At 57.9% G+C, this 26533-nt stretch carries 25 protein-coding genes; 12 read left to right on the top strand and 13 right to left on the bottom strand.

What is annotated here, in order from left to right:
• The first annotated feature begins 12 nt into the window (after positions 1-12).
• Positions 13-1284, top strand: coding sequence for a gallate dioxygenase (locus AC6I8V_RS22570; protein WP_497846044.1), 1272 nt, complete (start codon positions 13-15; stop codon positions 1282-1284).
• 168 nt (positions 1285-1452) lie between these two features.
• On the opposite strand, the gene AC6I8V_RS22575 is transcribed toward AC6I8V_RS22570, so the two are convergent.
• Both AC6I8V_RS22575 and AC6I8V_RS22580 read right to left on the bottom strand, forming a co-directional pair.
• Complete coding sequence (locus AC6I8V_RS22575) at positions 1453-2619, bottom strand: M20 aminoacylase family protein (protein ID WP_497846045.1); 1167 nt, start codon at positions 2617-2619, stop codon at positions 1453-1455.
• Positions 2620-2635: 16 nt separating this feature from the next.
• Positions 2636-3970 (bottom strand): MFS transporter, encoded by a 1335-nt coding sequence (locus AC6I8V_RS22580; RefSeq protein WP_497846046.1) that lies wholly within the window; start codon positions 3968-3970, stop codon positions 2636-2638.
• A gap of 163 nt (positions 3971-4133) precedes the next feature.
• Here AC6I8V_RS22580 and AC6I8V_RS22585 point away from each other — a divergent pair, with 163 nt between their 5' ends.
• Positions 4134-5069: a LysR family transcriptional regulator gene (locus AC6I8V_RS22585; RefSeq protein WP_497846047.1), complete on the top strand. Its 936-nt coding sequence runs from the start codon at positions 4134-4136 to the stop codon at positions 5067-5069.
• A gap of 6 nt (positions 5070-5075) precedes the next feature.
• Here AC6I8V_RS22585 and AC6I8V_RS22590 read toward each other — a convergent pair whose 3' ends face one another.
• Positions 5076-5954: a LysR family transcriptional regulator gene (locus tag AC6I8V_RS22590; protein ID WP_497846048.1), complete on the bottom strand. Its 879-nt coding sequence runs from the start codon at positions 5952-5954 to the stop codon at positions 5076-5078.
• Positions 5955-6089: 135 nt separating this feature from the next.
• Between AC6I8V_RS22590 and AC6I8V_RS22595 the strand changes: the two genes are divergently transcribed.
• From AC6I8V_RS22595 to AC6I8V_RS22605, 3 genes are all read left to right on the top strand, one after another.
• Positions 6090-6713, top strand: a complete 624-nt coding sequence (locus tag AC6I8V_RS22595) for a glutathione S-transferase family protein (RefSeq protein WP_497846049.1) — start codon at positions 6090-6092, stop codon at positions 6711-6713.
• Positions 6714-6735: 22 nt separating this feature from the next.
• Positions 6736-7506: an enoyl-CoA hydratase/isomerase family protein gene (locus tag AC6I8V_RS22600; RefSeq protein ID WP_497846050.1), complete on the top strand. Its 771-nt coding sequence runs from the start codon at positions 6736-6738 to the stop codon at positions 7504-7506.
• A gap of 73 nt (positions 7507-7579) precedes the next feature.
• Positions 7580-8305 (top strand): SDR family oxidoreductase, encoded by a 726-nt coding sequence (locus AC6I8V_RS22605; protein ID WP_497846051.1) that lies wholly within the window; start codon positions 7580-7582, stop codon positions 8303-8305.
• Positions 8306-8343: 38 nt separating this feature from the next.
• On the opposite strand, the gene AC6I8V_RS22610 is transcribed toward AC6I8V_RS22605, so the two are convergent.
• Positions 8344-9699: an 8-oxoguanine deaminase gene (locus AC6I8V_RS22610; protein ID WP_497846052.1), complete on the bottom strand. Its 1356-nt coding sequence runs from the start codon at positions 9697-9699 to the stop codon at positions 8344-8346.
• A gap of 120 nt (positions 9700-9819) precedes the next feature.
• The gene (locus AC6I8V_RS22615) at positions 9820-11340 is read right to left on the bottom strand and encodes an MDR family MFS transporter (protein ID WP_497846053.1); all 1521 of its coding nucleotides are present in this window, start codon (positions 11338-11340) and stop codon (positions 9820-9822) included.
• 80 nt (positions 11341-11420) lie between these two features.
• On the opposite strand from AC6I8V_RS22615, the gene AC6I8V_RS22620 reads away from it, so the two are divergent.
• On the top strand, positions 11421-12083 hold the full coding sequence (locus AC6I8V_RS22620) for a TetR/AcrR family transcriptional regulator (protein ID WP_497846055.1): 663 nt from the start codon (positions 11421-11423) through the stop codon (positions 12081-12083).
• Positions 12084-12159: 76 nt separating this feature from the next.
• On the opposite strand, the gene AC6I8V_RS22625 is transcribed toward AC6I8V_RS22620, so the two are convergent.
• From AC6I8V_RS22625 to AC6I8V_RS22640, 4 genes are read right to left on the bottom strand one after another with little or no spacing between them, the layout of a single operon-like run.
• A complete protein-coding gene (locus tag AC6I8V_RS22625; RefSeq protein WP_497846056.1) occupies positions 12160-13254 on the bottom strand; it encodes an ABC transporter ATP-binding protein in 1095 nt (364 codons plus the stop codon).
• Between the two features lie 7 nt (positions 13255-13261).
• Positions 13262-14326, bottom strand: a complete 1065-nt coding sequence (locus AC6I8V_RS22630; RefSeq protein WP_497846057.1) for an extracellular solute-binding protein — start codon at positions 14324-14326, stop codon at positions 13262-13264.
• Positions 14327-14348: 22 nt separating this feature from the next.
• Positions 14349-15152, bottom strand: coding sequence for an ABC transporter permease (locus AC6I8V_RS22635; RefSeq protein WP_497846058.1), 804 nt, complete (start codon positions 15150-15152; stop codon positions 14349-14351).
• A complete protein-coding gene (locus tag AC6I8V_RS22640; protein WP_497846059.1) occupies positions 15149-16051 on the bottom strand; it encodes an ABC transporter permease in 903 nt (300 codons plus the stop codon). The genes AC6I8V_RS22635 and AC6I8V_RS22640 overlap by 4 nt, the downstream gene beginning before the upstream one ends.
• A 321-nt stretch (positions 16052-16372) precedes the next feature.
• Here AC6I8V_RS22640 and AC6I8V_RS22645 point away from each other — a divergent pair, with 321 nt between their 5' ends.
• On the top strand, positions 16373-17065 hold the full coding sequence (locus AC6I8V_RS22645) for an SDR family NAD(P)-dependent oxidoreductase (RefSeq protein ID WP_497846060.1): 693 nt from the start codon (positions 16373-16375) through the stop codon (positions 17063-17065).
• A gap of 3 nt (positions 17066-17068) precedes the next feature.
• On the opposite strand, the gene nac is transcribed toward AC6I8V_RS22645, so the two are convergent.
• Positions 17069-17992 (bottom strand): nitrogen assimilation transcriptional regulator NAC, encoded by a 924-nt coding sequence (gene nac / locus AC6I8V_RS22650; RefSeq protein WP_497846061.1) that lies wholly within the window; start codon positions 17990-17992, stop codon positions 17069-17071.
• A 512-nt stretch (positions 17993-18504) separates the two neighbouring features.
• Here nac and AC6I8V_RS22655 point away from each other — a divergent pair.
• The gene (locus AC6I8V_RS22655) at positions 18505-19584 is read left to right on the top strand and encodes a porin (protein ID WP_497846062.1); all 1080 of its coding nucleotides are present in this window, start codon (positions 18505-18507) and stop codon (positions 19582-19584) included.
• Positions 19585-19665: 81 nt separating this feature from the next.
• On the opposite strand, the gene AC6I8V_RS22660 is transcribed toward AC6I8V_RS22655, so the two are convergent.
• Genes AC6I8V_RS22660 through accB form a run of 3 tightly spaced genes read right to left on the bottom strand, consistent with a single transcriptional unit; the run spans position 19666 to position 22782 of the window.
• Positions 19666-20937, bottom strand: a complete 1272-nt coding sequence (locus tag AC6I8V_RS22660) for a Glu/Leu/Phe/Val family dehydrogenase (protein ID WP_497846063.1) — start codon at positions 20935-20937, stop codon at positions 19666-19668.
• 40 nt (positions 20938-20977) lie between these two features.
• Positions 20978-22324: an acetyl-CoA carboxylase biotin carboxylase subunit gene (accC, locus tag AC6I8V_RS22665; RefSeq protein WP_497846064.1), complete on the bottom strand. Its 1347-nt coding sequence runs from the start codon at positions 22322-22324 to the stop codon at positions 20978-20980.
• Positions 22325-22335: 11 nt separating this feature from the next.
• Positions 22336-22782 carry an acetyl-CoA carboxylase biotin carboxyl carrier protein gene (gene accB, locus AC6I8V_RS22670; RefSeq protein ID WP_497846065.1) on the bottom strand — a complete coding sequence of 149 codons (447 nt, stop codon included), beginning with the start codon at positions 22780-22782 and terminating at the stop codon, positions 22336-22338.
• 251 nt (positions 22783-23033) lie between these two features.
• Between accB and hipB the strand changes: the two genes are divergently transcribed.
• The 4 genes from hipB (at position 23034) to AC6I8V_RS22690 (ending at position 26518) form a co-directional block, all read left to right on the top strand.
• Entirely contained in the window at positions 23034-23288 is a 255-nt protein-coding gene (gene hipB, locus AC6I8V_RS22675) for a type II toxin-antitoxin system antitoxin HipB (protein WP_497846066.1), read from the top strand.
• Complete coding sequence (locus AC6I8V_RS22680) at positions 23282-24595, top strand: type II toxin-antitoxin system HipA family toxin (RefSeq protein ID WP_497846596.1); 1314 nt, start codon at positions 23282-23284, stop codon at positions 24593-24595. The genes hipB and AC6I8V_RS22680 overlap by 7 nt, the downstream gene beginning before the upstream one ends.
• Positions 24596-24691: 96 nt before the next feature.
• A complete protein-coding gene (locus AC6I8V_RS22685; RefSeq protein WP_497846067.1) occupies positions 24692-25270 on the top strand; it encodes a peroxiredoxin in 579 nt (192 codons plus the stop codon).
• Positions 25271-25285: 15 nt separating this feature from the next.
• The gene (locus AC6I8V_RS22690; RefSeq protein ID WP_497846068.1) at positions 25286-26518 is read left to right on the top strand and encodes a protein-disulfide reductase DsbD family protein; all 1233 of its coding nucleotides are present in this window, start codon (positions 25286-25288) and stop codon (positions 26516-26518) included.
• Positions 26519-26533 lie beyond the last annotated feature (15 nt).

Consider the following 26533-nt stretch of genomic DNA (forward strand, 5'->3'; position numbering starts at 1 on the left):
TGGAGATATCTGATGGCGAACATCATTGGCGGCCTGGCCGTTTCTCATACCCCTACAATAGGTTTTGCCGTAGACCACGATAAACAGCATGAAGGTGCCTGGGAGCCGATTTTTGCCAGCTTCGCACCGATGCAGCAGTGGCTGGAAGAGAAGAAACCTGATGCGCTGGTCTATATCTTTAACGATCACGTCACCTCGTTTTTCTTTGATCACTACTCGGCATTCTCGCTGGGCATTGATAACGAATATCGCGTGGCCGATGAGGGTGGCGGTCCGCGTGATTTGCCGCCAGTAAAAGGGGATGCCGCGCTGTCGCGTCATATTGGCACCAGCCTGATGAGCGACGAATTTGATATGTCGTTCTTTATGGATAAGCCGCTCGATCATGGCCTGTTCTCCCCGCTCTCGGCCCTGCTGCCGTTTAAAGACGGCTGGCCGACAAAAATCATTCCGTTGCAGGTTGGCGTGTTGCAGTTCCCGATTCCGTCCGCCCGCCGCTGTTATAAACTCGGCCAGGCGTTGCGCCGCGCGATTGAGAGCTACCCGGAAGACATTAATGTCGCCATCGTGGCGACCGGCGGCCTGTCGCATCAGGTACACGGCGAACGTTGTGGCTTTAACAATGTTGAGTGGGATAAGCAGTTTATGGATCTGCTGGTTGACGATCCCGAACGCCTTACCGAGCTGACCATTGCTCAATATGCGGAACTGAGCGGGGTGGAAGGCGCGGAAGAGATTATGTGGCTGGTGATGCGCGGCGCGCTCTCCGCCAATGTGGTGAAAAAACATCAGGGCTACTACCTGCCCTCCATGACCGGCATTGCGACCCTGGTGCTGGAAAATCAGGCCGGTGAAACGCCGGTGGATAGCCGCCAGCAGCATCGCGAGAAAATCGCGCGTGAACTGGCAGGGATTGAAAAGCTGCCGGGCTGCTACCCCTTCACCCAGCAACGCAGCCTGGACAGCCTGCGTCTGAACCGTTTTCTGCATCAGCTGATTCAGCCCGGCCCGCGCGAGCGTTTCCGTCACGATCCTGAAGCCCTGTTTGACGAAGCCCAGCTCAGCCCGCAGGAGAGCGATATGATCCGTCGGCGCGACTGGCGCAGCCTGATCCAATATGGCGCCAGCTTTTTCCTGCTGGAGAAAATGGGTGCGGTGATCGGCGCGTCCAATCTGGATATCTATGCCGCGATGCGCGGGGTATCACTGGATGAATTTATGAAGACACGTAATCAACAGGTGACCTATTCGGTGGCGGGCAAAGAGGATAAAGCCCCGAAATAAGGATGCGCTGTTTTATGCCCGGCGCTGAACCGGGCATCTGCATCCTGTTGTCCACATTCCGGGTGCATATCCGCCCCAAAACCCTGTGGATAACATTCTCCGGGCCGCAGCCTGCGCGCCCCGGTAAGCTCGCGGTCATTTATTGACCGCACAGGGCGAAAATTTCCCTTATCTTAGAAATGCTTCGGTTAAACGCGCCCAGTAGGTTGCGCCCGTCGAGAGGCAGGCATCATTAAACTGATACAGCGGATGATGCACCGCATAATCGTTCTCACCGCTACTGGTGCCGAGCCAGATGTAGTTCCCCGGCACCTCTTCCAGCATAAAGGCGAAGTCCTCGCTGCCCATCAGCGGTTTGACCTGCGCGTAATCGGCCACCCGTGCGCTGCCGAAGGTATCCCGCGCCACCTGGGTGGCAAACGCCGTTTCTGCCTCGTGATTGATGGTCACCGGATAACCAAAATCGGGTTGCAGGCTGGCCGTCAAACCAAAACTGGCCGCCTGTGCCTCGACCAGACTGGCGATCTGCGCTTTGATTTTCTCGCGCACCGCGCCGCTAAAGGTACGTATATTCAGTTTCAGCACGGCGCTATCCGGGATGACGTTATGGGTGTTGCCGCTTTGGAAACTGCCGACGGTCACCACCGCTGCCTCCTGGGGATCAACATTGCGCGACACAATGGTCTGCAACGCCATTACAATCGCGGCACCGGCGACGGTGGGGTCGAGGGTGTTTTCCGGCGTCGATCCATGTCCGCCCTTGCCGTGCAGCGTGACGGTCATACTGTCGGATGAGGCCATCAGCGGGCCAGGACGGGTGAAAAACTGGCCTGCCGGCAACAGCGGAAAGTTGTGTAAGCCGAACACCGCATCGCAGGGAAAGAGACGGAACAGGCCGTCATCCATCATGCGACGCGCACCGCCGTACGACTCTTCAGAAGGTTGAAAAATCACCTGCAAGGTGCCGCTGAAGGGCCGTTTTTCCGCCAGATAACGCGCCGCAGAGAGCAACATCGCGCAGTGACCATCATGGCCGCAGGCATGCATTACCCCCGCCGTCTGGCTGCGCCAGGGTACATCGGTCTGCTCGTGAATCGGCAGCGCATCCATATCGGCGCGCAACCCCAGCCGTTTGCTGCCGTTGCCTGCGGTTAAGCGGCCAACCACACCGGTGCCAGCCAGCCCGCGATGGACGTCATAGCCCCAGGCGGTGAGTAATTCGGCAATACGCGCGCTGGTGCGGTGTTCCTCAAAACCCAGCTCAGGGTGCTGATGGAAATCGCGGCGGATGGCGATCATTTCTTCTTCGTAGTCGAGAATTTCTTTAATCAACATGGTTTGACCTCAGGTTTCATTCATCGGATAAAACGGGTTCTTCGCGCCAGGCGATCAGCGCCGCCAGCGATACCACCGCGCTGAGCAGCAGATACCACGCCGGCGCCATGGCGTTGCCGGTAACATTTAACAGCCAGGTGACGTTGAACTGGGCGAAGCCGCCGAACAAGGTGACGCCAATCGCGTAGATCTGCGCCATGCCCGACGCGCGCACCGGGCGCGGAAAGGCTTCCAGAATCAGCAGGAAGAAAGCCACGGCGCTGATATTCGCCAGTATCTGGTCGATAACAATTAACGCCAGGGTGAGAGCAAAGGGCGCGCCATTGTGCAGCGTGGCAAAGATCGGCCATATCAACAGCAGCGAAGCGCTGGCGCTGACCAGCATCAGCGGTTTGCGACGTGGCAGTCGATCCGCCAGTTTGCCTGCGAAGAACGGCACCGTCAGGGTTAAGACCGCCGCCGTCAGGCTGATCCAGTAAGAGGTAGCCTCTGGCATCCGCAGGGTATGCACCATATAGGCGGGCATGTAATAAACGATGATGTAAAAAGTGGTGGTGCTTTTCATCACCAGCAAAATGCCGAGCAGCATTTTACGGCGATGCGCACGCCATAAGCGGCCAGCGGGGTTTTCCATCGCCTGCCCGGCGCCGGGATTATGGGTTTCATCCAGGTGGCGGCGGATATACATGCCCACCGGCATAATCGCCAGGCCAAGAATAAAGGGAACGCGCCAGCCCCAGCTATAGAGGGCGTCATGGCTAAGGCTATGGCTCAGTAACGCTCCCATTGCCGCCCCCAGCAGCGCCGCTCCGCCCTGACTCGCCATCTGCCAGCTGACCCGCGCGCCACGTTGTGATGCCCCACCGGCCTCCATCAGCCAGCTGGTGGCGGCACCCACTTCCCCTCCGGCCGAGAAACCCTGCAACAGACGCCCCAGCACCAGCATCAGCGGCGCCCACATTCCCGCCTGGGCATAGGTTGGCGCAAACGCCACCAGCGCGACCCCCAGCGCCATCAGCCCCATAATCAGGGTCAGCGCGGCTTTGCGCCCGCGTTTATCCGCGTACTGGCCAAGCAGCAAACTGCCGAGCGGACGCATGAAAAAACCCACGCCAAAGGTGGCCACCGCCAGCAGCAACGAGGCGGAGTTGCTGTCGGTGGGGAAAAAAAGATGGCCGATGATCACGGAGAAAAAACTGTAAACGGCAAAGTCATAAATTTCGAGGCCGTTACCCAGCGTCACGGCAAACAGCGATGTTGCCCGCGTGCGGCGCTGGCTTGCCTCAACGTGGTGTAAGGGAAGCGAAACGGCCAGCTCCACTTCAGCAGGGGCACATTTTTGTTTATTCATACGCAACTCCTTCCAGTGACTGTCCAGAAACGAGGGGAGATGCACTATTGTCATAAATAAATTACATTTCAATCATGAGGAAAAGTTATGCCTTGAGTTATCTGAACTGGCTAATAACGGTGCATTTGCTGCACCATCATCGTGAGCAAATGCTGAGTAAAAAATGAAAATCAAACTGAATCAGCTCGATGTGTTACTGGAAGTGGCTGCGCAGGGCAGCATCGGCAAAGCGGCCCGCACCTTACATCTGACCCAGCCCGCCATCAGTAAAACCATCCAGGAGATGGAGGCAGAAATTGGGATGCCGATTCTGGAGCGTTCTTCACGCGGGGTGGTGCTGAATGAATATGGTCAGGTTTTGCTGCGCCATGCCAGGGATATTGACCGCTCGCTCGTCCAGGCGCGGGAGGAGATCGACAATCTGCTCGGCAAAGCGATGAGCCAGCTGCGCGTCGGATTCACCTCAGCCGCCTCTTACGGGCCGTTTACCACCACGCTGCTTCACTATCAGCAGCGTTTTCCCGGCGTCAAACTGATCGCCATGGATGGTCGTCCGCATAATCTGTACGAAGCGCTGGAGAACAATCGCATTGATCTGGCAGTGATTTCCGCCACGGACGGGATGCGCATCGCACCGATGTACTACGAAATGCTTTATTCCCTCAGCAATACCATTATCGCCGGGATACAGCATCCCATTACGCATACCACCTCGCTGCGTAAGCTGCTCTCCTATACCTGGCTGGACTGGGACGAGCCGGGCGATCGGTCGATTCTGGCGCAGGTTTTCCGCCGCTATAACCTGCCGCTGCCGGAGCGGGTGATCCACTGTTCATCGCCGTGGGTGATGGCGCGCATGATGGAGGAGGCCGAGATGGTGAGCATGTGGTCATCGGCGCGACTGCGGTTTCCGGGCTACGGAGAGACCCTCCGCCCCCTGGCGTTGAAGGAAGTGCTGCCCGTTACCGATATTGGCATCCTGTGCCCGAATATCGGCCGACTTTCCACCGCCGCTCACACCTTTGTGGAGATGCTGCGCGTCATCAGCCGCGACTGGCTTGAGCAAAGCGATGCGCGTGAAATGGTGGTGCAAAAGTAACGTCCGCTAGGCCGTAAAACAGGATTCGACAAAGCTGGCGAACTGGCGCGCTTTGGCGGTTGCCATGCGTCCACCGGGGAACACCGCCCAGAGATCAATATCGGGCAGTTTCCAGTCGTCGAGCAGGCGCACCACCGCCCCGCTGGCGATCTCCTGCGAAAACATCCAGTCCGAGGCGATGGTAATGCCCATATGCGCCAGCAGCGCAGCGCGGATACCTTCGGCGGCGCTAAGGTGCAGACGGCCATCCACCGCCACCGTCACCTCTTCCCCCGCGCGGGTGAAGCGCCACGGGTTATTCAACTGACTGAAAACCAGCGCCTGATGCTGGCTGAGATCGTCCGGTTGCTGCGGATGACCATAACGCGCCAGATACTCCGGCGTCGCCAGCACCGAGCGGCGCGAGGTCGCCAGCTTGCGCGCCACCGCGCCGGAGTCATGCAGGGTTCCCATACGCAGGCAGATATCAATCCCTTCCGCCACCAGGTCGATTGGCCGATCGTCCAGCACGATATCCACCTTCAGCTGCGGATGCTGATCCATAAAACGCGCCAGATAGGGGATGACATGCAGACGCGAAAAGGTGGGCGCCGCCGCCACCCGTAATATGCCCGTCAAACCTTTCCCGGCCCCCCGCGCCGCCATCTCTGCCTCTTCCGCCTGTTGCAGCGTAATGCGCACCCGTTCGTAGAACCGTTGCCCGGCTTCGGTTGGCGTCAGGCCGTGGGTAGTGCGCAGCAGCAGACGGACCTCCAGATACTTTTCCAGCTGGGCGATGATTTTCGACACCGCCGGCTGGCCGATATTCATAATGCGCGCCGCCGCAGAAAACGATCCTGCATCCACCACCTGAACGTACATCTGCATCGCCTGAAGTCGATCCACCGTATTCCTCCCCGGAATAGCCATTATGGTTTTTTGCTGTCTGCCATTACTACCCGACATTAGCAGATACTTAGCGTCAACAACAACGGGATGCAGTGACTGCATCGTTAATGATGAAAACAGTGGAGCCAGCACATGTACCAACTTTATGCCTTCGCCACCCCCAACAGCATCAAGCCCGCCATCATGCTGGAGGAGTTGCAGCAACCCTGGCAGCTGCGCGCGGTGAATGTGCGTCAGGGTGAACAAAAACAGGCCGATTTCCTGGCGCTGAACCCCAACGCTAAGGTGCCGGTACTGGTGGATAGCCGCGGCGGAATGGCGCTGAGCGAATCCGCCGCCATTCTGGTCTGGCTGGCAGAACAACACGGCCGCCTGCTGCCTGCGCAGGGTGAAGCGCGCGCCAGGGTGTTTGAACAGCTGTTCTTCCATGCCTCGGCAGTCAGCCCGGCATTTGGTCAGGCAGGCTTCTTTAACCGCCTCGCCAGCGAGCCGCAACCCCTGGCGCAGCAGCGTTTTAACAGCGAAGCCGCCCGCGTGACGGCGCTGCTGGAAAACCAGCTGGCCGCCACCCCGTTTATCGCCGGTGAGGAGTACAGCATCGCCGATATCGCTCACTACGGCTGGTTCTGGCGGCGCGAATTTGCCGGGGTCACGCTTGACGGTCTGCCACATCTGACCCGCTGGTTTGACGCCATCTCTGCCCGCCCTGCCGTCCAGCGTGCAACCGAAAAACTGAATGCCCTTGTTTTGTCCTGATAACTGAAAAAGGAAATCGATCATGTCTCGTTTTGAAAATTACCGTAACGCCTTTAACAACGCCCGTCTGACCCGTTCCGCCAGCGGCGTGCTGGAAGTGATGTTTCACACCGACGGCGGTACGCTGCTGTTTAATGGTCACACCCATGAAGAGTTTGTCGAGCTGTTCCACCAGATAGGGTCGGACCCGGATAACCGCGTGGTGATTCTGACCGGCGCCGGTGAAGCCTTTATGGAGAGCATCAGCCCGGAAGGCTTTGATTTCTTTACTCCACGCGGCTACGACAAGATTTATCGCGAAGGGAAGAAAGTGCTGATGAATCTGCTGGATATTGAGGTTCCGGTGATCGCGGCGTTAAATGGCCCGGTACGCCTCCATTCCGAATATGTGCTGCTGGCGGATATGGTGCTGGCGACACCGGACACGGTGTTTCAGGACAAACCGCATTTCGAATTCGGGATCGTCCCCGGCGATGGCGTCAACCTGCTGTGGCCGGAGGTGATCGGCAGCATTCGCGCCCGCTACTTCCTGCTCACCCGCCAGGAACTGGATGCCGCCACCGCCAAAGAATGGGGCGTGATTAATGAGATCCTGCCCGCCGGGCAGCTGCTGACCCGCGCGCATGAACTGGCCGAATCACTGGCGGCGCTGCCGCCGCTGACCAGCCGCTATACGCGTATCGCGCTGACGCAAAAACTGCGTCGCATCGTGGATGAAGGCGCCGGTTACGGCCTGGCGCTGGAAGGGATCAGCGCCGCCGACGTGGCATTGCAGGCGGCCTCCGCGTCATAACTCGCCTTGATTAACCCAGCCGCGCCGACGATAAAGGTGCGACTGGGGGGTATTTTGTCTCACGGAGAACAATATGCATCAGCAAAGAACGTTTCTGATCACCGGTGCCAGTAAAGGGATTGGCCTGGCGCTGGCGCAGCGTCTGGCGGCCAGCGGACATCAGGTTATCGGTATCGCGCGCAACGCGCCGCCGCAGGGGTTTCCCGGCCATTTTGTCGCCCTGGATCTGGGCGATAGCCAGGGTTTCAACGCGGCGCTGCACGACCTGACGGCACGATTTGCCATCGATGGCATCATCAATAACGTTGGCCTGGTGCGCCCGCAGCTGCTGGCGGATGTCACCCTTGATGCGCTTGATGAGGTGCTGAAAGTCAATTTGCAGCCTGCCCTGTTGGCCACGCAGGCAGCGTTACCCGGAATGCAGTCGCGCGGCTGGGGCCGGGTGGTGAATATCGCCAGTCTGACGGTGTTAGGTGTGCCGCAACGCACCGCTTATGCGGCGGCTAAAGCCGCGCTGGTGAGTTTTACCCGTAGCTGGGCGCTGGAGCTGGCTACCACGGGCATCACGGTGAACGCAGTCGCGCCTGGTCCCACTGAAACTGAACTGTTTCGCGCCAGCAACGCACCGGGCAGTGAAGGTGAACAGCGTTACCTGAGCAGCGTACCGATGAAACGCTTCGGGCAACCGGACGAAATCGCCGCGACGATTCAGTTCCTGCTGTCCGCAGAGGCAGGATTTATCACCGGGCAGACCCTGTATGTCGATGGCGGCGCGTCAATCGGCGTCTCGCAGATTTAAGCCCCCGGACCAGGCCGCCCCCCGGCGGCCTGCATCTCTTACCCGGCAATCAACGCTTTCGCCGCCGCACGATGCCTGACCATCAATGCGGCGCTATCCAGCCCGACAATCTCGCCATCCAACACGCGCCACTGGCCGCCGACCATCACTTTATCCGCCCGTTCCGCGCCACACAGGATCAGCGCCGAAAGCGGATCATGACTGCCGCTGAAGCGCAGTTCATCGAGTTTAAACAGGGCGATATCCGCCTGCTTACCCACCGCCAGTTCGCCAATATCCTGACGGCCCAGCAGACGCGCTGACCCTGCCGTCGCCCAGCGCAGCACGCGCTGTGGCGTGATTTGTTCAGCACCGTAACGTAAGCGTTGCAGATACAGCGCCTGACGCGCTTCGTACATCAGGTTCGACGCATCATTAGAGGCGGAACCATCGACACCCAACCCCACCGGCGCGCCTGCCGCTTCCAGTTCCACCGTCGGGCAAATGCCCGATGCCAGCCGCATATTGGATACCGGGCAATGGCAGATGCCGGTGCCTGCCGCGCCAAGGCGTTTGATCTCATCCGGGTTAAAATGAATGCCGTGCGCCAGCCAGGTTCGCTTGCTCAGCCAGCCCACATCTTCCAGATAATCAACGCAGCGCATCCCAAAGGTTTGCTGGCAATACGCCTCTTCATCAAGGGTTTCGCCGAGATGGGTATGCAGGCGCACGTCGTGCTGTTCCGCCTGGCGGGCGATTTCACGCATTAAATCGGTGGTGACGGAAAACGGCGAACAGGGCGCGAGGCCAATCTGAATTTGCGCGCCGTCGTGGCGCTGGTGGTAACGCTGAATCAGACGCAGGCTGTCCTGCAAAATGGTGTCCGCGTCCTGGATGGTGTGCTGTGGCGGTAATCCGCCTTGCTCTTCCCCCAGATTCATTGAGCCGCGCGTCAGCAGCGCGCGCATCCCAAGCTGCTGTACGACATCCACCTGCACATCCAGCGACTGTTCCATCCCCTGGGGAAACAGGTAATGGTGGTCGCTGACGGTGGTACAGCCGGATTGCAGCAGCTCCGCCATCGCCACCTGGCTCGCCAGATGCAGCGCCTCAGGAGTTAAACGCGCCCATACCGGGTAGAGGGTTTTCAGCCACGGAAACAACGGCTGATTGACCACCGGGAGCCAGGCGCGGGTTAAGGTTTGATAAAAATGATGATGGGCGTTAATCAGGCCGGGAAGCACCACATGCTCACGCGCATCCACCACGCTGGCACAGGGTTGCGCCGGAGATTGACCGGCAGCGAGAATTTCGCTGATGCGCGAACCTTCCACCACCAGACCGCCACGGCCATCGAGAGTGTCAGGAAGAAATACGGCTAACGGGTTTTTGATCCAGATACGGGCAGCGCTCATGGCTGGCTCCTCTCAGTTGATAAACAAAGGGTAAGCCAGCTCAGTTATTGCCTGTCTGCTGATCCAGGCGCATCGCGATGCGGCACTACTATGCCGCAAAAGCGATGGCCTGAAAAGGGACTACGAGCGGTGCGCTTTCTGGCGCAGCGGCGATTCCGGCATAAACAATGACAGCAGGAAAGCCAGCAACATCACGCCTGCGGCCATCTGAAACGCCGCATGGACGGCGTCGCCAAACGCCTGCAAATAGGGAAGCTGCACATCCATCGGCAAACGGTGAATCGCGGCGGGATCGAGACTGCGCGGCAGCTCCTCGCCTTTATCCACCAGCTTTGTCAGCCCGGATTTCAGCACCTGGCTGAATACCGCGCCAAACAGCGCCACGCCAATGGACCCGCCAACGGAACGGAACAGCGTCACCGATGAGGTCGCCACGCCAATGCTGTCCGGTGCGACGGTGTTCTGCACCGCCAGCACCAGAACCTGCATCACCATCCCCATTCCCATCCCCAGGATGCTGGAGAACAGCCAGATATGCCAGGTCGGCGCGTCCAGCGTCAGGGTGGTCATCAGCGCCATGCCGATTGTCGCCAGCAAGGTACCGGCAATCGGAAACAGGCGATATCTGCCGGTATGGCTGATGATCCGTCCGCTGATAATCGATATGACCAGCAGACCGCCCATCAGCGGCAGCAGCTGCAAACCGGCTCCGGTTGGCGTCGCGCCTTTCACTACCTGTAAATACAACGGCAGGAAGGTCACGCTGCCAAACAGCGACATCCCGACGATAAAGCCGATCAGGCTGGAGAGCAGAAAGCTGCGGTTGCGGAACAGCGTCAGCGGAATAATCGGCTCCCACGCGCGGCGTTCTTCGTAGACAAAACCAATCAGACCAACCACGCCAAAAGCGAGGATGCACCACAGCTGTGGATCGGACCAGGCGCGCAGCGACCCACCCTCGCTGGTGAACAGCGTAATCCCCACCAGCGCCAGGCAAAGACATACCGCGCCGGGATAGTCGATCTCATGCGCTTTGCGTTTGCTGTCGCTTTTGAATACCGCGTTAATGACCAGCAACGCAAACAATCCGAGCGGCAGGTTTATGTAAAAAATCCAGCGCCACGACGCATGCTGCACGATAAAACCACCGAGCAGCGGGCCAATGACGGTAGCCAGACCAAACACCCCGCCAAACAGGCCCTGATATTTACCGCGTTCGGCGGCCGGGATCACATCGGCCACCGCCGCCATGCTCACCACCATCAAGCCGCCGCCGCCCAGCCCCTGCAACGCACGGGTGAGGATCAGCTGCTCCATATTCTGCGCCAGCCCGCACAACGCCGAGCCAATCAGGAACAGAACGACCGAAATTTGCAGCACCCGTTTACGGCCAAACAGATCGCCGAATTTGCCGTATAACGGTACAACAAGGGTTGAGGCCAGCATGTAAGCCGTCACAATCCACGACAGGCGATCCAGCCCACCCAGCTCGCCGACGATCGTCGGTAAGGCGGTTGAAACAATGGTTTGATCGAGGGCGGACAACAACATCACCAGCATCAACGCGCCCATCAGCCAGCCAACTGACTGACGCTTTGCATCGGTGCTGGCGGCAGGTTTCGCCAGAGAATTGGGTTTCATAGGAGACACCATATTGAAATTAATTAAATACACAATTAATATTGATCGAAGTCTGACACGAAACAAGTGAGCGCGCAAAAATGACCGCACAGAAAGTCCCTGGGGAGAGTAAGGCCGCCAAATCCGCACCACGCCGTCCTGGCCGTCCGCGTGGCGGCGCGATTAGTGCGCAGCAGCGCGAACATCTGCTGGATATCACCCTGACGCTGTATGCGCAAAACGGTATTGGCGAAACCTCCCTGAACGCGATTGCGCGCAAAGCGGGCGTCAGTCCGGCAATGCTTAATTACTATTTTCAGTCGCGCGAGTCGTTGCTGGATGTGGTGGTTGAGGAGCGTTTTCTGCCGCTGCGCCAGCGTCTGGTTGCGCATTTCGTCAATCAACCGCGTGACCCTGTCACAACATTCAGTGCGTTTATCCGTGAGATTGCCGCGATTATCGACGAGCACAACTGGTTTGGCCCGCTGTGGATGCAGGAAGTGACGGAAGGCCAGGGAGGATTAGGCCAGCATATTAAGAATCGTTTTGGCCATGCCGAACGTGATCAGCTGAAAAAGCTGATTGAGGGCTGGCAGCAACAGGGATTGCTGAACCCGGATCTGGAGCCGCAGTTGCTGATGACCTCGATTCTCAGCATGGTGCTGGTGCCGTTCACCCGCTTCGCCAGCGATCCCGCGTTCAACCGGGAAATGATTGTGGCGCATACGCTGAGTTTGTTTTGTAAAGGTATCAGACCTGAATAGTGCCTCAATATGCGCGATACAGCGCGCCGCACCCACAGCATGAAAATTGCGTAGCGGCGCGAGTTATCGCGTTTTTTTAACGGGCAATCACATGGTTGCTCTCGCTCGTCCACTGGGCATACACCCGATCCCCCGCGACAAAGCTCTGCGCTTCGGCTTCACCCTGGGTTTGTTTCCACGCAATCATGGTTTCGCCGCCCGGCAGCTTCAGGTTGTAATGCAGCATATAGCCGCGATACACCACCTGGGTCACTTCTGCCGGGGTGGCGTTGCACTCCGTCGTCCCCTGCTGCGCGCTTAACGGCGTCAGACGAATCGCTTCCGGGCGGATGGTGACCGTCAGCGCCTGTTGCGCGCTCAGCTCACCTGGCACCACCAACCGCATCCCGCTCGTGGTATGCAATTCACTGCGCTGCGCATCGCGCTGCACCACGCTGGCCGAGAGGAAATTCGACGCGCCGATAAAACCGGCGACAAAGGCGGTGGCGGGTTTCTGGTAGATTTCCGCCGCCCCCGCCACCTGCTCCAGTTTACCGCCCTGCATCACCGCAATCTGATCGGCCATAGTCAGCGCTTCATCCTGATCGTGCGTCACCATAATGGTGGTCAGCCCCAGCCGCTGTTGTAGCTGGCGAATCTCCAGCTGCATACTTTCGCGCAGGCTTTTATCCAGCGCGCCGAGCGGTTCATCCAGCAGCAGCATATCCGGCTCAATCACCAGCGCCCGCGCCAGCGACACCCGCTGCTGCTGGCCGCCGGAGAGCTGCGCCGGTAAGCGATCGCGGTAACTTTTCAGCTGTACCATATCCAGCGCTTTCGCGACCCGATCCGCATATTCGCTGCGCGACTGGCCGCGCATCTTCAGGCCAAACGCCACGTTTTCCGCCACCGTCATATGCGGAAACAGCGCGTAGTTCTGGAACAGCAGGCCGATGTTGCGGCGATGGACGGCGGTGTCAAGGATGGAACGCCCCCCAACCAGAATATCGCCTGACGTGGGCGTCACCAGCCCCGCCACCATGCGCAGGCAGGTGGTTTTGCCACAGCCGCTTGGGCCGAGCAGCGCAAGGATTTCACCGGCATTCACCTTAAGCGACACCTCGTCCACCGCCACGCTTTTGCCGTAATGTTTACTAAGCCGATCAAGCCGGACTTCAAAAGATCGCTGCATGTTAACCTCAGGCGTTGAAAGTCTGGTTGTAGCGCTCCAGCAGTTCGGCACGGCGCGGGATAATGTAGGTCCAGTCCGGGGTGAACAGCTTCAGCTGGTTCATTTTCTCTTCCGGATAAGCGAGATATTTCAGGGTCGCTTCATCGAAATTGATGCCGCGCACCGTCGGCGCGCTAAGCGTCACTTCCGCCAGCATCTTCTGGACATCGGCGTCCAGCAGACGATTAATCCACGCCAGGCCCAGTTCAGGCTGCGGCGCACCTTTCACCAGCGCCAGACCGTTGATGCCGGTAAAGGCGCCCTCCTTCGGATAGGTCATATCCAGCGGAATGCCTTTTTTGGTATGCGGATAGATGGCTTTGGAATACTCAATGCCGCCGACCATCGCCTGGCCCTGCGCCACCATCATCACCTGCGCTTCACCGTCGTACACCGTCATCACGTTGTTCTTCAGCTCGGCCAGCTTGTCCCAGCCCTTGTCGATATCATATTGCGCTTCCTGTAGCGGTTTGCCGGTCGCCAGCGCTGCCGCCACGATCAGCATCAGGATGCTCTGGGTGTTTTTAGGCGTGTTGAGGATCATTTGGTGCGCGTACTTTGAGGTGAAAATGTCGTTATAACTGGCGATGGGCTGCGAGATTTGCGGGTTTATAAACAATCCGGCCATCGACACGGAAAAGCCCACGCCATAACGATCGCTCAGCAGATAACGGTCAAACACGTTTTTCAGGTTAGGAATGCCATCGGCGGGCAGTTGTTCGATCAGATTTTCAGCTTTTGCCTGCGGCACGCCGATATCATCCATCGACATCACGCTAAACACCGGCTTTGCCTTAGTGGCGCGCAGGGCGGCGATGTTCGCCAGGGTGGCGCCTTCGGTGGTCAGCACCTTGCAGTTATACTCTTTCTCAAATGCCGGCAGCACCTTCTGTTTGATCAACGCGCCCTGCGCCGAGTTATACACCCCCACCTGAAGCACGCGATCTGCCGCGCTGGCTTTGACCTGGATATACGGCAACAGCGCCGCACCGGCCACCGCTTTAATAAAAGTACGACGTTTCATAGCAGTCATAGAGCATCCTCTGGTGTGAAGGTTAAGCGGCCATGGCGCGACGCAGGCCCACTAATTTTTCCAGTGCAATCACCACCACGGTGGCGAGCAGAATAATCAGGGTCGACATGGTGGCGACCGAAGGATCGAATACCGTGCCGATCTGGCGATAGAGCACCACCGGCACCGGGGTGTTTTCCGAGTCGGCCAGCCACATGGAGACCGGGTAGTTATCAAACGAGACCATGAAGCAGAAGATCGCCCCGGACATCACTCCCGGTACGATTTGCGGGAATATCACCTGGCGGAAGGTTGCCCAGCGGGTCGCTCCCAGCGTACGCGCCGCCTCTTCCAGGTCTGGATTGATCAGCTCAAGGCTGGTGATCACCGTGCGTACCACATAGGGAGAGGTCACCACGGTGTGCGCCAGCAGCAGATTAAGTTTGGCGTTGCTCCAGCCGTAGCCGGTAAACAGCTGCAACAACGCCAGGCCCGTGATCAGCACCGGGAAAATCAGCGGCGACAGCAGCAGGCCTTTGCACAGCGAAGCGAACGGCAGCTGGCCGCGCACCAGCGCAAAAGCGGCAGGAATCCCCAGCAGCAACGACAGCAGCGTGGTGCCGAGCGATAACAGGGTGCTGAACAGCAGCGCATCGGTAAATTCGCGGTTGCCGAGCACGCTGCGGTACCAGTCGAGGGTGAAGCCGGTTGGCGGGAAGCTGACGAAATAGCCATCAGAAAAAGAGATGGCGATGATCAGCAGAATCGGCGCCAGAATGAACACCATCATCGCGGCAGCGAAGGTATAAAGCGCAGCCCCGCCCCAGCCAGATAAACGCGCGGTCATTTTGCCGCTCCCGGCAGACGACGCCCGCCCAGCAGCTTCATCGACAGCGTGTTCACCGCAATCACGATAAACACCAGAATGGTGGCGATGGTGGCGCCGAACGGCCAGTCATATACCGCGACGATTTGCTGCTCCGCAAGGTTGCCAAGCATCTGCGCCCGCGGCCCGCCAATCAGCGCCGGGATGACATAAGATCCGGCGGCCAGCGAGAATACCAGCGTCATGCCAGCCACCAGCCCTGGCAGGCTGAGCGGCAGCGTGATGCGGAAAAATACCTGCCACGGCGGCGCGCCCAGGGTGCGGGCGGCAAACGGCAGATTGGGGTCAATCCTGCCGAGCGCCGACGCCAGCGGCAGCACCATCATCGGGAAAAAGATATGCAGCGAGCCGATAATCACCGCCCACTCGGTAAACATCAGCGTATTGGGACGCTCAATCAGCCCCAGATGCAGCAACACATAATTCAGCAGCCCGGTCGGGCCATTATTGAGAATCAGCTGCCAGCCGTAGGCGCGTACCACCACGCTGACGGCCAGCGGGGCGATGATCACCAGCGTCAGCGTTCGCGCCACCAGCGCATGGCCGCGCACCAGCACCGAGGCGACCGGATAGGCCAGCACCGCCGCAATTAACGCGGTGATCACGCTGATGCGCAGCGTGTTCCATAACACATCGCTATACAACGCCACGCTAAAGAAGTGCCAGTAATGGCTGAATGTCCAGGGCGTAGTGATATTTCCGTCGGCGGATTGCGTCATCAGGCTGAATAACATCAGTTTGATGGAGGGGACAAAAAAGAAAAAAAGCTGAAACGCCAGCAGCGGAATAATCAGCAGCGCAGGCGATTGCCAGCGGCTCGAGGATTTAACGCGCGGCAGCGGCGTGGGAATAGCGGTCATCGGACTTCCTCCAGGCAAAATTTCGCACTACGTTTTAATAACGACTTCAGGGAAATATTCAGGGCAAGAAAGTCTTTAATATAAGAAATTGAAATGACGGCTTTGATTTTTAATTTTTCGCGTCACAAAACGTTAATATGATTAATTGAGCGGCACCCAATACATTTTCACGATGCGCATATTGCTTCCCGTTATGGGCAATATTTTTCTTATCGCTCCGCAATCACATTGCGTTATGTCGCCACAGCAAAGGGATATTTGCCGCTGCGCAACCCCCAACCCTATGCTTTTTCTCTTATCCGCAGGTTAAAGGAGCGAAAAATGTTAGCGACAACCTCTCGCGTAGTGATGATTTCCGGGGCGTCACGCGGTCTGGGGCGGGCGATCACCGAACGCCTGCTGGCGGCCGGATTTAGCGTATCCGCCGGCGTGCGCCAGTCTGCCACGCTGCCCGCGCGCCCCGGTTTGTTGGTTCATGCCTATGACGCCACCGTCGCCGGTTCCGGCGAGGCGTGGGTCGCGGCCACCGTGGCGCAGTTTGGTCGTATTGATGCGCTGGTAAACTGCGCCGGTATCAACCCGCGCGTGCGCGTGCTGGATGAGGGCGAGCAGGCGCTGGACGAAATGTGGCAAATCAACGTCAAAGGGCCGCTGCGTCTCAGCCGGGCCGCCCTGCCTTATCTGATGCAGCCGGGAAATGGTCGGGTGGTTAACGTTGCCTCGCTGGCCGGGCGTCGCGTTGGCAGCAATGTCGGCTACGCCATGACCAAATTTGCCGTGGTGGCCCTGACGCATGGTATCCGCCAGGAGTGCTGGTCAGCAGGCGTGCGCGCCACCGCGCTGTGTCCTGGTTATATCGCTACCGATATGACCCAGGGCGAGACCGAAATCAGCCGTGAAGAGATGACGCAGCCGGACGATCTGGCGGAGATGGTGGAGCTGTTGCTGCGCCTGCCGAACAACCTTTCGGTGGCCGAACTGCTGGTGAACTGCCGCAAAGAAGCGATGCTGTAACCGTCAGGCGAGGATATTGCCCGCCTCCGTTAAACCGGAGGTGAGTTCTATTAATAACTCGCGCACCGCCGCTGCCGGTTCTGATAGCGGCGTGCGATCTGAGACGCACAGCGACAGCGTCTGACTAATGGTCGGGCCGCTGATCGAGCGGATCACCACATCGCGTGATTCCGACTGAATACGTTCGGCAATCGCCTTCGGCATGATGGTGCAGCCAAGACCGGCATCCACCGCGCGAGCAATGCTTTTCACCGCTTCCAGTTCGCCGACAATATGGATGCTTTGATGATTCAGACTAAAGGCTTCGTCGATGGCGCGGCGCACAAAGTTATAGGCGGGCGGCAGCAACATCGGCAGCGCGCCAAGCTGGCTGACCTGCAACGGGCCGCCGTCATCATCGAAATCGAAATCCGCGTGCGCAACAAAGTAGAAGGATTCTTCCAGCAGGGGTTCGTAATGCAGTCCTTTAATGCCGCCACAGCCGTGCAGCAGCGCCATCTCCAGTCGCCCATTCGCCACCAGTTCGCTATAGGCCTGACCGACGCTCTCCACCAGATGCAGCAAAATTCCCGGATGCCGCTGACGCATTTCGCTCAGCAGCGACATCGCCAGCGTTGAGGCGGCACTGAAGGGCGCCAGCCCGACCGACACCCGTCCCGACAGCGACTGCCCGGCGCTCAGCACATCCACCTCCGCCTGGGCGAACTGGCGCAGCATGGCATTGGCATGACCGTACAACACTTTGCCCGCTTCGGTGGGCACCACGCCCTGCTGGCTGCGGATCAACAGCTGTCGTTTGAAGTGTTCCTCCAGCGCCACCAGTTGCTGGCTGAGTGCCGGTTGCGCGATATGTAGCGCATCTGCCGCACGGGTAATGCTGCCCATATCCACAATGGTAATAAAGGACTTCAAACGCCGTATGTTCATGTTGTCTCGTCGCGGGTTAGTGCCTGTGCTGCTATTTTCACCAGGCTACAGCGACTATATCGGCTTTATTTTTACGCCGGTAAGAAGGAATGCCTTTCGCCAGATAGGTAATTTATATGAGCTCCCACCGTGAGCGGGTTAAACAGGCAATAAGCAAATACTATCCGGCCAAAACAAAATTATCTTATCAGCAACGATATTTCTCGCCCTATGTTAGTGACGAATTTCGCACGTTTCGTTAACGCGCTTTATCGACGATAAATGACCTGAAAAATAATAAACCCCCTGCCCTCATCGTCGCTATTCATTTGCAAAATCTGTGTGTGTGCGCTTTACCCGCTGGCTGGCTGCCTGAGCTTGTTTTTCACGCATGTTGATTATGCGTTCGACCAACTTAACGGCCAGCGGCTTTTTTTCTGCATTTACTTTCATCGCTAATTATTAAGTTCTGGCGATGAATAACCCTGGGTTTTTATCCCAACAAGATGACAAAAGCATAAAACGAGGAATAAATGATGAAACTCTCGATTAAAACCTGCGTCGCCAGCGCCCTGTTAATCTCTGGTGTGGGTCATGCGGCGGAAATTTATAATAAGGATGGCAACAAACTCGATCTTTACGGCAAGGTGCAGGGGGAAAATTATATTTCCAGCAACGACAGCCTCGATGGCGACCAATCCTACATGCGTTTTGGTTTTAAAGGCCAAACCCAGGTTAACGACCTGATCACCGGCTACGGCCAGTGGGAATATCAGGCGCAGCTCAACAACAGCGAAGGCAGCGATGCGCAGAACGGTAACAAAACCCGCCTTGGTTTTGCCGGGCTGAAAGCGGGCCACTACGGCAGTTTTGATTATGGTCGCAACTATGGCCTGGTATATGACGCCATCTCCTACACTGATGTGCTGCCGGAATTTGGCGGCGCCACCGGCTCCGCCGACGGCTTCCTGCGTGGCCGCTCGACCGGTGTGGCGACCTGGCGCAACCGCGACTTCTTCGGCCTGGTCGATGGCCTGAGCTTAGGCCTGCAATATCAGGGCAAAAACCAGCGCGATGCTATCAGCACCTCCAACGGTGACGGCTGGGCTACGTCGCTGGGTTACACCACTGATTTCGGCGTCAGCGTGGTCGGCGGCTATGCCAACCTTAATCGCACCAATGCGCAGAATGCGGATGGCGTCTACGGCCGCGGCGCGCACGGCGAAAGCTGGGCAGTTGGCGCGAAGTATGACGACAACCAATGGTACTTCGGCACCTTCTACGGCCAGACGCGTAACGCCTATGCCATCAGCAATAGCCTGACCGGTGAAAGCGGCTTCGCCAATAAAACAGAGAGCTTTGAAGCCACGCTGCAATATCAGTTCATCAACGGTATTCGCCCGTCCCTTGCCTGGGTGCAAACCAAAGCGAAAGAGATTGAAGGCGTAGGGGATGAGTACCTGCTGAAGTTCCTCGAGCCAGGGCTGACCTATTACTTCAACAAAAATATGAAGACCTTTGTCACCTGGAAGATCAACCTGCTGGACGATAACAACAAACTTGGCCTGCCAAATGATGATCAACTGGCGCTCGGGCTGGTGTATCAGTTCTGATGTGAGAACAGCGTGCGAAACATCTGCTGCACGCTGCTGAAAATCGCGCCGCTACAGGTGTTGTCGCGGCGCGATTGATAGTTACGGATACAATCCGCGATCTTTTCTTGCCAGTAAAATACGTTCACACGCAAGCGCATAGGCGGCGGTACGCAACGTCACCTGCAACGCGTCGGCTTTTTGCCAGACGGTATCGATCGCGCCCTGCATAATGCCGTCGAGCCGCTGATTAATCTCCTCCTCGCTCCAGAAGAAGCTGGAGAAATCCTGTACCCACTCGAAATAACTCACGGTGACGCCACCGGCGTTGGCAATCACGTCCGGCACCACGGCAACCCCACGCTGCTGCAACACATCGTCGGCTTCCGGCAGTGTTGGACCATTGGCGCCTTCAATTACCAGACGACAGCGCAGTTCGCGCGCGCGTTCAGCGGTGATCTGCCCTTCCAGCGCGGCGGGCACCAGAATGTCGTAATCCAGCGACCAGAAACCCTCCTCCGCGATATGATCCGCCTGTGGAAAGCCTTTGATGCTGCCGTTGGCCTGCTGCCATGCCTGTAGCGCGGGAATATCCAGCCCCGTCGCCAGATACAGCGTGGCGCTGTGATCCTGCACCGCCACCACTTTCGCCCCCTGCGCGTGGAACAACTCGGCGCTGACGCTGCCGACATTGCCAAAACCCTGCACCGCCACGCGGCTGTGAACCACATCCAGCCCCAGCTGCGCCGCCGCCCGACAGCCAGTGACAAACACGCCCCGCCCGGTGGCTTTCACCCGTCCCAGCGAACCGCCCAGATGTACCGGTTTGCCGGTCACCACGCCGGTGGTGGTCGCGCCGACATTCATCGACCAGGTATCCATCATCCACGCCATCACCTGCGCATTGGTGCCGACATCCGGTGCCGGAATATCCTGCTGCGGTCCAATCATGGTGCCAATTTCGCTGGTGTAGCGACGTGTCAGACGTTCCAGCTCTTTGCGCGACAGCGTCGCCGGATCGACGCGAATCCCGCCTTTCGCACCGCCGAACGGCAGATTGAGGGCGGCACACTTGATGGTCATCCATGCCGACAGCGCCATCACCTCTTCTAAGGTCACGTCGGGGTGGAAACGCACGCCGCCTTTGCCCGGCCCGCGCGACAGGTTGTGCTGCACGCGATAACCTTCGAAATGGCGCACGGTGCCGTCGTCCATTTCCAGCGGAATATCAACAATTAAGGCGCGTTTCGGGTGGGTCAGGGTATCGGCCCAGCGGCTAAGTTCGCCTAATAACGGCAATACGCGTTCGACCTGCGTCAGATAGGTTGACCAGGCTGAGTGACGGTCGCCCGTCACATAGGAAAGTGCAGACAAAACTGACCTCCGGTTTTTCAGGTTTTCGAGGGGGGATTGATTAGTCGTTTAACCCAAGTTTTTTCTCCAGATAGTGGATATTGGTTCCACCCTGCTGGAAGTTTTCGTCGGACATGATTTTCATCTGCAGTTCGACGTTGGTCTTGATGCCGTCGATGATCAGCTCCGCCAGCGCATTCTTCATACGCGCAATTGCCACGTCACGGTTTTCACCGTAGGTGATCAGCTTGCCAATCATCGAATCGTAGTACGGCGGCACGGTGTAACCGGCGTAGATATGCGATTCCCAGCGCACACCAAAGCCGCCCGGCGCGTGGAAACGCGTGATTTTTCCGGGGCTGGGCAGGAAGGTGTTCGGGTCTTCGGCGTTGATACGGCATTCCACCGCATGGCCGCGGATCACCACATCTTCCTGACGGATTGACAGCGGCTGACCGGCAGCGATACGCAGCTGCTCTTTGATCAGGTCAACGCCGGTAATCATCTCGGTCACCGGATGCTCCACCTGAATACGGGTGTTCATCTCAATAAAGTAGAACTCGCCGTTTTCGAACAGGAACTCAAAGGTGCCTGCGCCACGGTAGCCGATATCCACACAGGCTCTGGCGCAACGGTCGCCGATAAAGCTGCGCAGTTCCGGGGTGATGCCCGGTGCCGGAGCTTCTTCCACCACTTTCTGGTGGCGACGCTGCATTGAGCAGTCACGCTCCGCCAGATAGATGGCGTTGCCCTGGCCGTCAGCCAGCACCTGGATCTCGATGTGGCGCGGGTTCTCGAGGTACTTCTCCATGTACACCATGTCGTTGTTGAAAGCCGCTTTGGCTTCCGCTTTCGTCATGTTGATGGACTGCTCAAGATCCTTATCGCTGCGCACCACGCGCATACCGCGACCACCGCCGCCGCCGGAGGCTTTGATGATCACCGGATAGCCGATGCGTTTCGCGAAGGCACGGTTTTTGTCCATGTCTTCGGTCAGCGGGCCGTCAGAGCCGGGAACGGTCGGTACGCCCGCTTTCTTCATCGCGGTGATCGCCGACACTTTATCGCCCATCAGACGGATGGTATCGGCTTTCGGGCCGATAAAGATAAAGCCGGAGCGCTCAACCTGCTCGGCGAAATCGGCGTTCTCAGACAGGAAGCCGTAGCCGGGGTGGATCGCCACCGCGCCGGTAATTTCGGCCGCGGAGATCAGGGCCGGGATATTCAGGTAACTTTTGACCGACTGCGCCGGGCCGATGCAGACGGTTTCGTCCGCCAGCAGCACGTGCTTGAGGTCGCGGTCCGCCGTGGAGTGCACCGCCACAGTCTTGATGCCCAGCTCTTTACAGGCACGCAGAATGCGCAGCGCGATCTCACCGCGGTTAGCAATGACAATTTTATCCAGCATGGTTCGCCTCGTTATTCGATGACAACCAGCGGCTCGTCAAATTCAACCGGCTGGCCACTTTCAACCAGAATCGCTTTCACCACGCCGGCTTTGTCGGCTTCGATCTGGTTCATCATTTTCATCGCTTCAACGATGCACAGGGTGTCGCCGACGTTAACTTTCTGGCCGATTTCGACAAAGGCTTTCGCGTCCGGACTCGGGGTGCGATAGAAGGTACCTACCATCGGTGAACGCACGATGTGGCCACTGATTTCCGGCGCGCTGCCAACCGGGGCAACAACCGGGGTGACAGGGGGCTGCGGCGCAGGCGCGGCATAAGCCTGTTGCATAACCGGATACGTGACATTGGCAGGAGCGCGGCTGATGCGCACCGACCCTTCACCTTCAGAGATTTCCAGCTCAGCAATGCCGGATTCCTCCACCAGTTCGATCAGTTTCTTGATTTTGCGAATATCCATAAACGGGTTCCATACGCGTTAACATATCGGAAGTTGTTATAGCAGAGCGCACCGCCGCACAGGCCATAGGGAGTTTAGTTGGGACTATAAGTAAAACGTGCCAGGGGCGTTATCCGCGAAAGGGGATAAATGAGGCGGTATCCTCACAAGGGGATAATGTTGACATTAACCCCTGTAGGGGATAATTTAGAAAATATCCTTATCAGGGGATATCCTGTTAACGGTTATCCCACCACCTCAGGGGATCGGTGATGATTTATAGCCCAAGACAACTTGCTCAGCATGTCCGGTTGATACGTCAGAAAAACCAGTGGACGCAGACACAACTCGCCAAAAAAGTGGGCCTGAAGCAGGCCACGATTTCCCATTTTGAAAACAATCCTGACCTGACCACACTCGCTACGCTGTTTAAGATCCTGCAATCCCTTGAGCTGAAATTGGCTATTCACGAGAAGATGGAAGCAAACGAGAACGCGGCGACTTACGACAAGGAGAATGACTGGTGAAGCAGGCGCTGACGGCATGGATGAATGGCGAACGCGTTGGCGTGCTGACCCGGCAAAGCAATGGCGCCCATACTTTCCAGTATGCGGAGAGTTGGCTGAATAACCGGCTGGCACGTCCACTCTCTTTATCATTACCGCTGCAATTGCCGGTGATCGCCTCCCCCAGCGTGATTAACTATTTTGATAACCTGTTGCCTGACAGTCCGTTGATTCGCGATCGTATCGTGGCGCGCTATCAGGCGAAGTCGCGGCAGCCGTTTGATCTGTTGCGCGAAGTGGGTAAAGACAGTGTGGGTGCGGTGATGCTTCTGACATCAGACAGTGAACCCGCTGCACCCGGTTTGCACTATGAGCTTCTCGATGACGAAAAACTCGGCCATGTTCTCTCCGCGTACCAGGCGGATATTCCGCTGGGCATGATCAGGGGGGAAGAGGATTTCCGCATTTCGGTGGCCGGCGCCCAGGAAAAAACCGCACTGCTGAAAACCGCGGCAGGCTGGGGCATTCCGCATGGGGCAACCCCGACATCGCATATTATCAAGCTGCCCATCGGCGAGATAAAACAGCCTTTCGCCACCCTGGATATGCGCGCAAGCGTTGAGAACGAATACGCCTGTCTGGCACTCGCCCGAGAGCTGGGTTTCAATGTGCCCACGGCCAGCATTCTTCATGTGGGTGGCATACGCGCGCTGGCGGTGGAACGTTTTGACCGCCGCTGGAATAACGACAAAACACAGCTGATTCGGTTACCACAGGAAGATATGTGTCAGACCTTTGGACTGCCTTCCGCGCTGAAGTATGAATCCGATGGCGGGCCTGGCATTGCTGACATCATGGCTTTCCTGATGGGATCCAGCCAGGCACTGGCCGATCGCGATGCATTTATGAAATTTCAGGTTTTCCAGTGGCTAATGGGCGCTACGGATGGACATGCTAAAAACTTCTCGATCTTTATTGAAAGAGGCGGCAGCTATCGATTGACGCCTTTCTATGATGTCATCTCTGCTTATCCCGTGATGGGCGGCACCGGACTGAATATTCGCGATCTGAAGCTGGCAATGGGGCTGAAAGCAACCAAAGGCAAAAAAGCAGAGGTCGATAAAATTTTCCCCCGGCATTTTATGGCAACGGCCAAAGCGGTCAATTTTGATCAGAACCGGATGGCTGAGATCATCGATTTCTTTATTACCCAATTTCCCCAGGCCATCCGTCGGGTAGAGAGCGAGTTACCTGCCGACTTCCCGCCGCGTATCGCCGATGCGCTGTTTACCCATAGCCTGCGGATGCTGGCGCGTCTGCAACAATAAAATTTTTTCACGCCACCGAAACTTTCCCGCAGGCTCCAGCGAACTGATTAAAAGAGTCACCCAACCGGAACTCCCTCAAACCCGCAGGAGCAAATAATGAAACGCATGAAAAACCTCGTTTGTACCCTGACCATGGCTGCCGCGCTGGGCCTGTCTGTGACCTCGCTGTCGGCCACTGCCGCCCTGCCCGTCGGTGCTAAAGCGCCCAACTTTGAATTGCAGGGCGCGCTGGCGGGTAAACCGCTGACCTTCTCACTGCAACAGGCGTTGCAGAAAGGTCCGGTCGTGCTGTACTTCTTCCCGGCTGCGTTCAGCAAGGGTTGTACCGTCGAAGCACATGATTTCGCCGAAGCCACCGACAACTTCAAAAAAATGGGGGCGACGGTGATTGGCGTGACCGCCGGTAACACCGATCAGGTTAGCGACTTCTCCAAACTGGAGTGCCGCGATAAATTCACCGTCGCTGCCGATCCTGGCGCCAAAGTGGCCGCAGAGTATCAGACAACAATGCAGATGAAAGGCAAAACCCTGTCCGATCGTACCTCCTACGTGATCGCGCCAAATGGCGACATACTGCTGAGTTATACTGACAGAAACCCGGATACCCATATCGAGAAAGCGCTCGCTGCCGTGAAACAGTACAGCGACGCCCATCCGCAAACCGCGACTAACTAACCGACGAGGCCAGCAATGTTAACCGCCATGCTGGCCGCCTTTATTGGCGGCATCATTCTCAACTTTATGCCTTGCGTCTTTCCGGTGGTGTCACTGAAAGCGCTTGGCCTGTTGCGTCACTCCGATAACAGCGCCAGCGCGCGCCGTGAAGGGCTGGCATTTTTACTCGGTGTTGTAGTCACCATGATGGCTCTGGCGGGTATCCTGCTGGCTGCGCGTGCTGGTGGCGCGGCGGTTGGCTGGGGTTTTCAGCTGCAATCGCCGCTGGTTATCGCCCTGCTGGCGCTGGTGATCCTCGCGGCGGCCCTTAACCTGCTTGGCGTGTTTGAAGTGGGTTTGTCGGTGCAGCAGGTGGGTGCCATCGATATCGGACGCGGTGCGTTTGTCCGTTCGGCCCTGACCGGTGCGCTGGCGATTATTGTCGCTACCCCATGCGCCGCTCCTTTTATGGCCAGCGCTATCGGTTACGCGCTGGTGCAGCCACCGGCGGTGGCGCTGGTGATCTTCTTCGCGCTGGCGCTCGGCTTTGCCGCACCTTTCACCCTGGTGTCGTTGTTCCCGGCGCTGGCAAAGTTTCTGCCGCGTCCCGGCGCGTGGATGGATATTCTGAAACGTGGCCTGGCGTTCCCGATGTTTGGCGCCTATGCCTGGCTGGTCTGGGTGCTGGCACAGCAGGCGGGCAGTGGCGCGCTGGCAACCTTGCTGGCAGGTTCGGTGGTGCTGGGCTTTGCCGGGTGGTTATACGGCATGGCGCAGAAACGTCGTTTTGCCGGGAAAGGGCATAAAGTCCTGTTTGCCGTCACCGCCGTGCTGGTGATTGCGGTGCTCGCCCCACTGCCGGGGATGATCAAACCCGGTGAGGGCCTACCTGGCGACCAGGCGACAGCCAGCGTCACCGAAGTCAAATGGACGCCGCAAAACGTGGCGGCAGAGCGCGGGCACGGCAAAGCCATTTTTGTGGATTTCACCGCGTCCTGGTGTATAACCTGTCAGGTCAACCAGAAAACCACGCTGTCTACCCAGGCAGTGAAAGATGCTCTGGCGAAAACCGGCACCCTCTACATGGTGGCGGATTCCACCAAATTTAACCCCGATGTCGATGACGCGCTTGGCCAGTTTGGCCAGGGTGGTTTACCCATGTATCTGGTTTACCCAGCTGATGGCGGACCACCTAAAGTGCTGCCGCAGGTGCTAACCCCCGGCATCGTGGTCGATGCGCTAAATCAGGCGGCGAGCAAAAAGGCCTGACCCTACAAGGCGGAT

The organism is Pantoea sp. X-Soil-TKNS-1207, from assembly GCF_059730485.1.

Excerpts from the sequence above, each read along its gene's own strand:
- hipB (WP_497846066.1), top strand. The coding sequence starts at position 23,034 with ATGATTTATAGCCCAAGACAACTTGCTCAGCATGTCCGGTTGATACGT.
- accB (WP_497846065.1), bottom strand. The coding sequence starts at position 22,782 with ATGGATATTCGCAAAATCAAGAAACTGATCGAACTGGTGGAGGAATCC.
- AC6I8V_RS22635 (WP_497846058.1), bottom strand. The coding sequence starts at position 15,152 with ATGACCGCGCGTTTATCTGGCTGGGGCGGGGCTGCGCTTTATACCTTC.
- AC6I8V_RS22585 (WP_497846047.1), top strand. The coding sequence starts at position 4,134 with ATGAAAATCAAACTGAATCAGCTCGATGTGTTACTGGAAGTGGCTGCG.
- AC6I8V_RS22580 (WP_497846046.1), bottom strand. The coding sequence starts at position 3,970 with ATGAATAAACAAAAATGTGCCCCTGCTGAAGTGGAGCTGGCCGTTTCG.
- accC (WP_497846064.1), bottom strand. The coding sequence starts at position 22,324 with ATGCTGGATAAAATTGTCATTGCTAACCGCGGTGAGATCGCGCTGCGC.
- nac (WP_497846061.1), bottom strand. The coding sequence starts at position 17,992 with ATGAACATACGGCGTTTGAAGTCCTTTATTACCATTGTGGATATGGGC.
- AC6I8V_RS22610 (WP_497846052.1), bottom strand. The coding sequence starts at position 9,699 with ATGAGCGCTGCCCGTATCTGGATCAAAAACCCGTTAGCCGTATTTCTT.
- AC6I8V_RS22575 (WP_497846045.1), bottom strand. The coding sequence starts at position 2,619 with ATGTTGATTAAAGAAATTCTCGACTACGAAGAAGAAATGATCGCCATC.
- AC6I8V_RS22600 (WP_497846050.1), top strand. The coding sequence starts at position 6,736 with ATGTCTCGTTTTGAAAATTACCGTAACGCCTTTAACAACGCCCGTCTG.
- AC6I8V_RS22615 (WP_497846053.1), bottom strand. The coding sequence starts at position 11,340 with ATGAAACCCAATTCTCTGGCGAAACCTGCCGCCAGCACCGATGCAAAG.
- AC6I8V_RS22570 (WP_497846044.1), top strand. The coding sequence starts at position 13 with ATGGCGAACATCATTGGCGGCCTGGCCGTTTCTCATACCCCTACAATA.
- AC6I8V_RS22685 (WP_497846067.1), top strand. The coding sequence starts at position 24,692 with ATGAAACGCATGAAAAACCTCGTTTGTACCCTGACCATGGCTGCCGCG.
- AC6I8V_RS22630 (WP_497846057.1), bottom strand. The coding sequence starts at position 14,326 with ATGACTGCTATGAAACGTCGTACTTTTATTAAAGCGGTGGCCGGTGCG.
- AC6I8V_RS22655 (WP_497846062.1), top strand. The coding sequence starts at position 18,505 with ATGATGAAACTCTCGATTAAAACCTGCGTCGCCAGCGCCCTGTTAATC.
- AC6I8V_RS22645 (WP_497846060.1), top strand. The coding sequence starts at position 16,373 with ATGTTAGCGACAACCTCTCGCGTAGTGATGATTTCCGGGGCGTCACGC.
- AC6I8V_RS22605 (WP_497846051.1), top strand. The coding sequence starts at position 7,580 with ATGCATCAGCAAAGAACGTTTCTGATCACCGGTGCCAGTAAAGGGATT.
- AC6I8V_RS22625 (WP_497846056.1), bottom strand. The coding sequence starts at position 13,254 with ATGCAGCGATCTTTTGAAGTCCGGCTTGATCGGCTTAGTAAACATTAC.
- AC6I8V_RS22620 (WP_497846055.1), top strand. The coding sequence starts at position 11,421 with ATGACCGCACAGAAAGTCCCTGGGGAGAGTAAGGCCGCCAAATCCGCA.
- AC6I8V_RS22640 (WP_497846059.1), bottom strand. The coding sequence starts at position 16,051 with ATGACCGCTATTCCCACGCCGCTGCCGCGCGTTAAATCCTCGAGCCGC.
- AC6I8V_RS22690 (WP_497846068.1), top strand. The coding sequence starts at position 25,286 with ATGTTAACCGCCATGCTGGCCGCCTTTATTGGCGGCATCATTCTCAAC.
- AC6I8V_RS22595 (WP_497846049.1), top strand. The coding sequence starts at position 6,090 with ATGTACCAACTTTATGCCTTCGCCACCCCCAACAGCATCAAGCCCGCC.